We start from the raw sequence: 8,764 nt of genomic DNA on the forward strand, positions 1-8,764 counted from the left end.
CGTGCCACAGCGCGCGGCCGCCGGGAACGGCGGGGGCGCGCCGGACCGGGCCGCGCGGCTGGGAACACGCGGACGCCGCCGCCGAGTTCCCCGGAGCGGGGAGTCGGCGGCGGCGGTGGGTGCGGGACGGGGTCAGCCGCGGGCGCCGGCGTTGGGGCCCTCGTAGTCCTCGCCGTAGGCGCCCTTGGCGGGGCGGCGGCGGCGCATCGGCGGCTCCACGCCGTCGGCGAGCCGGCGGGCGGTGACCAGGAATCCGGTGTGGCCGATCATGCGGTGGTCCGGGCGGACGGCCAGGCCCTCCACGTGCCAGTTGCGGATCATGGACTCCCAGGGCTGCGGCTCGGCGTAGCAGCCGATCTCGCGGAGGGACTCCACGGTGCGGGCGAGCTGGGTGGTGGTGGCGACGTAGCAGCAGACGATGCCGCCGGGGACCAGGGCCTTGGAGACGGCCTCCAGGCACTCCCAGGGGGCGAGCATGTCCAGGATGACCCGGTCCACGTCGGTGTCGACGAGGTTGTCCTGGAGGTCGCCGACGGTGAGCTGCCAGGCGGGGTGCGGGCCGCCGAAGTAGCGCTCGACGTTCCCCCTGGCGATCTCGGCGAAGTCCTCGCGGCGCTCGTAGGAGTGGAGCATGCCCTGGTCGCCGATGGCGCGGAGCAGGAAGCTGCTGAGCGACCCGGAGCCCACCCCGGCCTCCACGACGCGGGCGCCGGGGAAGATGTCGGCGAAGGCCAGGATCTGCCCCGCGTCCTTGGGGTAGACCACGGCGGCGCCGCGGGGCATGGACAGGACGTAGTCGGGGAGCAGGGGGCGCAGCGCGAGGTAGGCGACGTTTCCCGTGGTTCGGACAACACTGCCCTCGGGGGCGCCGATCAGCTCGTCGTGCGGGAAGGAACCCTTGTGGGTGTGGAAGTTCTTCCCGGCTTCGAGCGTGAACGTGTAGTGGCGTCCCTTGGGGTCGGTGAGCTGGACCTGGTCCCCGACCTTGAAGGGCCCGCGTCGGCGGGCGGCACCGGTCGGTTCGGACATACGGGCAGCTTATCAAGGGCGGACGGGCCCTCCGGGCGGCCTCCCGGGCCCCGGGAGGCGGGGCCGCTCAGTCGGACTTGCGGGCCATGGCCTGGACGAAGGCGCGCTCGACGTCGGCGGTGGACAGCACCCCGTAGACCGCGCCGCCGTCCTCGGTGACCAGGTACTCGGTGGCGGGGTGGGAGCGCAGCCGGTCCAGGAGCGGTTCGCCGGCGAGGTCGGCGGGGACGCGCATGCCCTCGGCGAGGTCCTGGGCGAGGCCGCCGACGGCGACCCAGGGCCGGCGGTGCTGGGGGACGCCGACGATGGCGGTCTCCCGGACGATGGCGGTGGGCTCGCCCTGCCCGTCGACGACGACCAGGGCGCGGGCGCCGGCGTCGTTGGCGCGGCGCAGCGCCTCGGAGAGCGGGGTGTCGGCGGCGACGGGGACGGCGCGGCGGGTGAGCGCCCGGGCACGCAGTTCGGGCAGGTGCTCGCGGAGCCGGGCCATCCGCAGGCTGTTGCCCGCGCCGGTCCAGATGATGGCGGCCAGGATGGCGGCGAGCAGCGCGTCGGTGACGGTCTCGACGCCGCCGATGTCGCCGGTGTCGTTGCCGAGGGCGCCGGTGTGGGTGATCAGGGGCAGTCCGATGAGGACGGTGACGGCGAGCGCGCGGCCGATCCAGGCGGCGGCGACGGTGCCGCTCATCGGGTTGCCGGTGATCTTCCAGACGACGGCGCGCAGCATCCGCCCGCCGTCCAGCGGCAGCCCGGGCAGCAGGTTGAAGACGGCGACGATGAGGTTGGAGACCATCAGCCCGGCGACCAGGACCCCGGGGACGGTGCCGGGCTCGACCGCGTACAGGGCGGCGTAGAAGATCCCGGCGAGGACGAGGGAGAGCAGCGGGCCGACGAAGGCGAGCACGAACTCGCGGCCGGGGGTCTCGGTCTCCTTCTCGATCTCCGAGACACCGCCGAAGAACTGGAGCTGGATGCGGCGGACGGGGAGCTTGAAGCGGAGCGCGGCGAGGGTGTGGGCGAGTTCGTGGACGAGGACGGAGGCGTAGAAGGCGACCGCGAAGAAGAGGGAGACGAGGTAGCGCAGGTTGCCCAGTTCGGGCAGGACGCGTTCGATCTGGCCGCCGAAGACCCAGGTGATCAGGGCGGCGACGAGGAACCAGCTCGGCGCGACGTAGACCGGCACGCCGAACGGGCGGCCCATCAGCAGGCCGCCGCCCTCGCCGGTGCGCCGCGGTTTTCCGCCGGCCGGCGCGGTGGGGGTGTCGTCCGTCGTGGAGTCGGACCGCGGGCGGGGTTGCCCGCCGCTCTGGTCGTCCTTGTTCACGAGGTCCCTGGGTCCCTTCGGGGTGAGGCGTCACACCGCGGGCGTGCGGTGTGGGGGGTCTGGCACCGATGGTATGCCGCTGACTGTCAGTGGGGGGCCGTAGGGTTCTCTGCCATGAGCACCAGTCCCTGTCCGCGTCCCGGCGAGCCGGAGGCGGGCGGCCCGGTGGCCGGGCCGCGGCCACCGGTGTCGCTGTCGCCGTCCCGGGCGAGCGACTTCATGCGGTGCCCGCTGCTGTACCGGTTCCGGGTGATCGACAAGCTGCCGGAGAAGCCGAGCGAGGCGGCGACCCGCGGCACGCTGGTGCACGCGGTGCTGGAGCGGCTGTTCGACGCCCCGGCGGCGGAGCGGACGCCGCCGCGGGCCAGGGAGCTGCTGCCGGGCCAGTGGGCGAGGCTGCTCGAGGAGCGGCCGGAGCTGGCGGAGCTGTTCGCGGACGATCCGGCGGGCGAGAAGCTGGCGCGCTGGCTCGCGGAGGCGGAGGGCCTGGTCGAGCGGTGGTTCACGCTGGAGGACCCGACACGGCTGGAGCCGGCCGAGCGCGAGCTGTTCGTGGAGACGGAGCTGGAGTCGGGGCTGAGGCTGCGCGGGGTGATCGACCGGGTGGACGTCGCCCCGACCGGTGAGGTGCGGATCGTCGACTACAAGACGGGCAAGGCCCCCCGCCCGGAGTACCGGGACGGCGCGCTGTTCCAGATGACGTTCTACGCGCTGGTGGTGTGGCGGCTGAAGAACGTCATCCCGCGCCGGCTGCAGCTCGTGTACCTGGGCAGCGGCGAGGTCCTCACCTACGACCCGGTGGAGGCGGACCTGAGGCGGGTGGAGCGCCGGCTGCTGGCGCTGTGGGAGGCGATCGCGCACGCCACGGCGACCGGCGACTGGCGGCCGCGGCCGACGAAGCTGTGCGGCTGGTGCGACCACCAGGAGCGCTGCCCGGAGTTCGGCGGCACTCCCCCGGTGTATCCGCTGCCGGTGGTGCCCCCGCCCCGGTCCGGCTGACGGCCCGCGCGGGCCGTCAGGGCAGAATGGGCACGGTCCGCCGAGCGAAGGAGATTCCGTGACCATCCGCGTCCTGCTGGTCGACGACCAACCGCTGCTGCGCACCGGCTTCCGGATGATCCTGGAGGCGGAGGGCGACCTCGCGGTCGTCGGCGAGGCCGGGGACGGCCTCCAGGCGCTGGACCAGGTGCGGGCGCTCCAGCCCGACGTGGTGCTGATGGACATCCGGATGCCCCGGATGGACGGCGTGGAAGCGACCCGGCAGATCACCGGCCCCGGCCGGGACGGTCCGGCCAAGGTGCTGGTGCTGACCACCTTCGACCTGGACGAGTACGTGGTGGAGGCGCTGCGCGCGGGCGCGAGCGGCTTCCTGCTGAAGGACGCCCCGGCGGGCGAGCTGGTCCAGGCGATCCGGGTGGTGGCGGCCGGCGAGGCGATGCTGGCCCCCAGCATCACCCGCCGCCTGCTCGACAAGTACGCCGACCACCTCCCCTCCGGCGAGCAGTCGGTCCCCGACGCGCTGACCACGCTCACCGACCGCGAGGTGGAGGTCCTGAAGCTGGTGGCCCGGGGCCTGTCCAACGCGGAGATCGCCGCGGACCTGTTCGTCAGCGAGACGACGGTGAAGACCCACGTCGGCCACGTGCTGACCAAACTGAGTCTGCGCGACCGCGTCCAGGCCGCGGTCTACGCATACGAGAGCGGCCTGGTGCGCCCCGGCGCGCAGTGACCGACCGGCATCCGCCCCCGCCGTCACGCGAAGGGGCGCCCCCGGGCCTCGGGGGCGCCCCTTCGCGTCGTACGACGGGCCGTCAGGCCTTCTTGATCTCCCAGAAGCGGAAGACGGTGGAGGCGTCCAGGGTCCATTCCAGGCCGGTGATCCCGTCGCGGGCGACGGCGTACTGCTTGCCCTGCCAGAGGGGGAGGATGGGCACCTCCTCGGCGACCAGGTCCTGGAGCTGGCCGAAGTCCGCTTCGGTGGCGGTGCGTTCGGCGGTGGCGGAGGTGCGCGGGACGAGGGTGCCGGTGATCTTCTTGTTCTCGTAGTTGTTGTGCAGGACGTTGCCCTCGCCGAAGAACGGCTGGGTGAAGTTGTCGGGGTCGGGGTAGTCCGGGACCCAGCCCTTGACGTAGACGCCGTACTTGCCGGCCTTGATGTCCTTCTCGTACTGGCCGAATTCCACCGACTCGACGTCGGCGTCGAACAGGCCGCTGTCGTTGAGCTGCTGGGCGATGGCCTTGAGCTCCGCGTCGGTGGCCGGGCCGTAGCGGCTGGGCGTGGAGTGGAGGGTCAGCTTGACCTTGTCGGCGGGGCCGTAGCCGGCGGAGGCGAGGGCCGCCTTGGCCTTGTCGGGCTGCGGCTGGGCGCCGTACTGGTCGACGAAGGCGGTGTTGTGGCCGACGATGCCGGCCGGGATGATCGAGTAGAGGGGCGTGGCGGTGGAGCGGTGGACGTTCTGCACCAGCGCGTCGCGGTTGACGAGGTAGGCGATGGCCTTGCGCACCTCGGGCTTGCCGGCGACCGGGTCGTCCATGTTGAAGACGAGGTGCTGGACCTCGGCGCTGGAGCCCTCGACGACCGAGATGTCCTGGTCGGCGGAGGTGGAGGCCTCCAGGTCGGCGATCTCGCCGGCGGCCAGGCCGCGGTAGGCGATGTCGACGTCGCCCTTCTTCAGGGCGTCGCCCAGGGCCTTGCGGTCGCCGTTGTAGAACTTCAGAGTGACGCCGGCGTTCTTGACCTCGGCGGTGCCCTTGTAGTCCGGGTTCGGCGAGAAGACGGCCTCGGTGTCGCTGATGGAGTCCAGCTTGTAGGGGCCGGAGCCGGTGGCCCGGCCGTCCTCGCGGAGCGCGCCGTCCTCGTACTCGCGGTGGTCGACTATGGAGCCGGCGCCGGAGGCGATCTTGCTGGGGAAGGTGGCGTCGGGCACCTTGAGGTTGAAGACGACCGTCCTGTCGTCGGGGGTGTCGATGGTGTCGATGGCCGAGAGCAGCGGGGCGGGGCCGTCCGCGTCGTCGATCTTCAGGGCCCGCTCGAAGGAGAACTTCACGTCCTTGGCGGTGAGGCTGTTGCCGTTGCTGAAGGTGAGGCCGTCGCGCAGGGTGCAGCGGTAGACCTTGCTGCCGCCCTGGTCGAAGCCGCACTTCTCGGCCGCCTCGGGCTGCGGGACGGAGGCGCCCTTGGGGAAGCTCAGCAGGGACTGGAAGACGTTGTTGAACAGCAGCCAGGAGCCGGGGTCGTAACCGGTCGCCGGGTCGGTGGCCAGCACCTTGTCGGACATGCCGACGACCACGGAGCCCTCGGCGGCGCCGGCGCCGTCGCCCTTCTCGGCACCGCAGCCGGCCAGCAGGGCGGCGGCGAGGCCGGCGGCGAGCGGGGCGGTGAGCCACTTGTTGTGTGCCTTCACAGGAACCTTGCCTTGTTGTTCTCGGCTCCGGTCGGGCCCGTGTGCCCGGCCGGGTACAGCAGGGTCAGGCGTTGCCCCGGGCCAGCTCCCAGAGCTGGAGGTCCGAGGAGGTGTTCAGCGCCCACTCCACGCCGGTCAGCCCGTCGCGGGCGGCGACGTACTGCTTGCCCTGCCACAGCGGCAGCACCGGCACGTCGTCGGCGGCGATGTCCTGGATGCGCTCGAAGGCGGGGGTGGCGGCGGTCCGGTCGGCGGCGCGGCGCGACTCGGGGATGAGGCGCTCGCGAATCTCGTTGTTGACGTAAGGGGTGCCGAGGAAGTTGTCGGCACCGAAGAAGGGGGCGACGTAGTTGTCCGGATCGGGGAAGTCGGGGAACCAGCCCAGGCCGTAGACCGGGTAGTCACCGCGCTTCTGGGCGGGCCGGAACTCCGACCACTTGGCGCCCTCGATGCGGACCTCGAACAGTCCGGTGGCGTTGAGCTGGTCGCGCAGCGCCTCGAACTCCTTCTTGGTGCCGGAGCCGTAGTGGTCGGTGGTGTAGTGCAGGGTCAGCGGCACCGTGCGGGAGACGCCGGCGTCCGTGAGGATCTTCTCGGCCTTGGCGCGGCTGGGCTCGCCGTATTCGTTGAGGAAGGAGTTGGTGTGGGTGGCGATGGAGGAGGGGATCAGCGAGTACAGCGGGGTGGCGGTGGAGCCGTACACCTGGCCGGCGATCTGACCGCGGTCGACGACGGCGGCCATGGCCTGCCGTACCGCCTTGTCCTTCACCGAGGCGGCCTTGGTGTTGAAGCCGAGGTAGCGGATCTCCAGGCCGGGCACCTCGGTGATCTGGACGCCCTCGGCCGGGGTCTGGTTGAGGTCGCGGATCTGCTCGGGCGACATGGTGCGGGTCATCATGTCGATCTCACCGGACTTCAGGGCCCGGCCCATCTCCTCGGCCGAGTCGAAGGAGCGCAACTCCACCTTGTCGTTGCGGAGCTTGACGTCGCCCTTGTAGTGCTCGTTGCGGGTGAAGACGATCTTGTCGACCGTCTCGCCGCTGGTCTCGGCGCGCAGGGTGTAGGGGCCGGAGCCGTCCACCTGGAAGCCGTCGCGCAGCTTGGCGGCGTCGTAGGCGCCCTTGGGCACGAGTCCGGCGACCGGCGTCGAGAGCTTGTACGGGAAGGTGGCGTCAGGGGCCTTGAGCTGGAAGACGACCTCGCCCTCGCCCTGGGTCTCGATGGTGTCGATGCCCGACAGCAGGCCCGCCGCACCGGTGTCAGCGTTGATCTTCAGGACTCGCTCGATGGAGAATTTCACGTCCTTCGCGGTGACCGGCGTGCCGTCCGAGAAGGCCAGGCCCTCGCGCAGGGTGCAGCGGTAGCTCTCGCTGGCCTTGTCGGTGAAGGTGCACCGGGAGGCGGCCTCGGGGACGGGCTCGCCGCCGCCGCGCGGCACGCGCATCAGGGTCTGCACGCTCTGGCGGAGCACGTTCCACACGCCGGTGTCGTAGGCGAAGGCCGGGTCGAAGGGCGCGGTGGCGTCGCTGGTGGCGGTGAACCGGTCGGTCGTCCCGACGACGATGGCGCCGTCCCCCGATCCGCTGTCCGAGCCGCCGCAGGCGACGAGCACGGGGGCGAGCAGGCCGAGCACGGCCGGCAGCACCAGGGTCTTGCGGTTCATGGGGGACGTTCTCCTCATCCGGCACGGGGTACGGCGGTTCGGTCACCTCGCCGCGGCCGCCCGGGCGGGGCGGGGCGATCGGGCCGGGTCGCAGAGTGATCGGTCCAGCGCTCCCGGGGCCTGGTGGGCCGCTGCGGGAGCGGGAGGTCTGCGGCGAAGTCCTGGAGCAGAGAGTAGTGGGACACACCACGCGTCTCCGCCTGCGGCCACCCCGGACAGTGATGAGGGATACGGAGTCCTCTATTGCTATGCACCGGAATGATTGGTGCACCGTTCGATGAAACGGGACACATGGGCGGGGGCCGATCGCGGCGTTCCGGGCATGGCGGGCCTTCCGCCCCTCTCGTACGCGCCACGCTGGGTGACGAAACTCACGCCGCGGACGGGAGATGGGGTGCGGGGCGGCGGGCACGGGCGGTCACGGAGAACGTCCGGTACGTGCCCGCCGGTGAGCGTCGCGGGGCCCCGGGCCGCCGGGGTCAGTTGAGACTGGTGATGAGGCTGCGCAGGAAGCCGAGGTCGACGTCCTCCAGGGAGCGGACGACCACGCGGCCGGCGGCCGGGGCGATCGGGGCGACGGAGGGCACGGCGACGACCCGGCAGCCGGCGGCCTCGGCGGCGGCCACGCCGGTGGCGGTGTCCTCGATGACGGCGCAGCGCAGCGGGTCGGCGCCGACGCCCTTGGCGGCCAGCAGGTAGGGGTCGGGGTGCGGCTTGGTGCGGGCCACCTCGTCGCCGGCCACGGTGAGGGTGAAGCGGTCGGGGCCCACCGAGCGCAGCACGGTGTCGATGATCCGCCGGTGCGAGGCGGAGACCAGCGCGGTGGGCACGGAGTGCGCGGCCAGCTCGTTCAGCAGCCGCTCGGCGCCGGGCATCAGGGGCACGCCTCGGGAGATGCGCTGCTCGAACTTGTCGTTGAGCAGCACGGACAGCTCGGGCAGGGTGATGCGGGCGCCGGTGGCCTCGATGAGGTAGCCGGCGCTGCGGGTCATCGGGCCGCCGACCACCACGTCCCGCCAGGCTTCGTCCAGCTCGTGGCCGAGCTCGGCGAAGGCCTCGACCTCCGCGTCCCACCAGAAGCCCTCGGTGTCGACGAGCGTGCCGTCCATGTCGAGGAACACCGCCTGGAGGGCGGAGCCCTCCGCCGTACGGGTCAGGGACGCGGGGACCGTGCTGGTCATCCGGACACCTCCATCGGGGGACGGGAAGGCCGGCCGCTTCCCGGTGGGGGAACCCCCGTGGGCGACGCCCCGCGCGGGGGCTGCCGGGGGAGGGCGACCGGCCTGTACTGGACCGACCAGTGTACGTCGTGTGCGCCGGAGAGGGAGCAGGGCGCGGCTGGAG

The 8,764-nt window shown here is 72.2% G+C and carries 7 protein-coding genes; 2 read left to right on the plus strand and 5 right to left on the minus strand.

What is annotated here, in order from left to right; genetic code table 11:
• Positions 1 to 132: 132 nt before the first annotated feature.
• Together C6N75_RS28400 and C6N75_RS28405 are read right to left on the minus strand one after the other, a co-directional pair.
• A complete protein-coding gene (locus C6N75_RS28400; protein WP_105871719.1) occupies positions 133 to 1,029 on the minus strand; it encodes a tRNA (adenine-N1)-methyltransferase in 897 nt (298 codons plus the stop codon).
• Positions 1,030 to 1,096: 67 nt separating this feature from the next.
• A complete protein-coding gene (locus tag C6N75_RS28405; RefSeq protein ID WP_105871720.1) occupies positions 1,097 to 2,353 on the minus strand; it encodes a site-2 protease family protein in 1,257 nt (418 codons plus the stop codon).
• A gap of 114 nt (positions 2,354 to 2,467) precedes the next feature.
• On the opposite strand from C6N75_RS28405, the gene C6N75_RS28410 reads away from it, so the two are divergent.
• A complete protein-coding gene (locus tag C6N75_RS28410; protein WP_105871721.1) occupies positions 2,468 to 3,352 on the plus strand; it encodes a RecB family exonuclease in 885 nt (294 codons plus the stop codon).
• A gap of 58 nt (positions 3,353 to 3,410) precedes the next feature.
• The gene (locus C6N75_RS28415) at positions 3,411 to 4,082 is read left to right on the plus strand and encodes a response regulator (RefSeq protein ID WP_105871722.1); all 672 of its coding nucleotides are present in this window, start codon (positions 3,411 to 3,413) and stop codon (positions 4,080 to 4,082) included.
• Positions 4,083 to 4,164: 82 nt separating this feature from the next.
• On the opposite strand, the gene C6N75_RS28420 is transcribed toward C6N75_RS28415, so the two are convergent.
• From C6N75_RS28420 to C6N75_RS28430, 3 genes are all read right to left on the minus strand, one after another.
• On the minus strand, positions 4,165 to 5,757 hold the full coding sequence (locus C6N75_RS28420) for an ABC transporter substrate-binding protein (protein WP_105871723.1): 1,593 nt from the start codon (positions 5,755 to 5,757) through the stop codon (positions 4,165 to 4,167).
• A 64-nt stretch (positions 5,758 to 5,821) separates the two neighbouring features.
• A complete protein-coding gene (locus C6N75_RS28425; RefSeq protein WP_105871724.1) occupies positions 5,822 to 7,420 on the minus strand; it encodes an ABC transporter substrate-binding protein in 1,599 nt (532 codons plus the stop codon).
• A 479-nt stretch (positions 7,421 to 7,899) separates the two neighbouring features.
• Positions 7,900 to 8,601 carry an HAD family hydrolase gene (locus tag C6N75_RS28430; protein WP_105871725.1) on the minus strand — a complete coding sequence of 234 codons (702 nt, stop codon included), beginning with the start codon at positions 8,599 to 8,601 and terminating at the stop codon, positions 7,900 to 7,902.
• Positions 8,602 to 8,764: the final 163 nt, after the last annotated feature.

The organism is Streptomyces solincola, assembly GCF_002982015.1.
Classification (GTDB): domain Bacteria; phylum Actinomycetota; class Actinomycetes; order Streptomycetales; family Streptomycetaceae; genus Streptomyces; species Streptomyces solincola.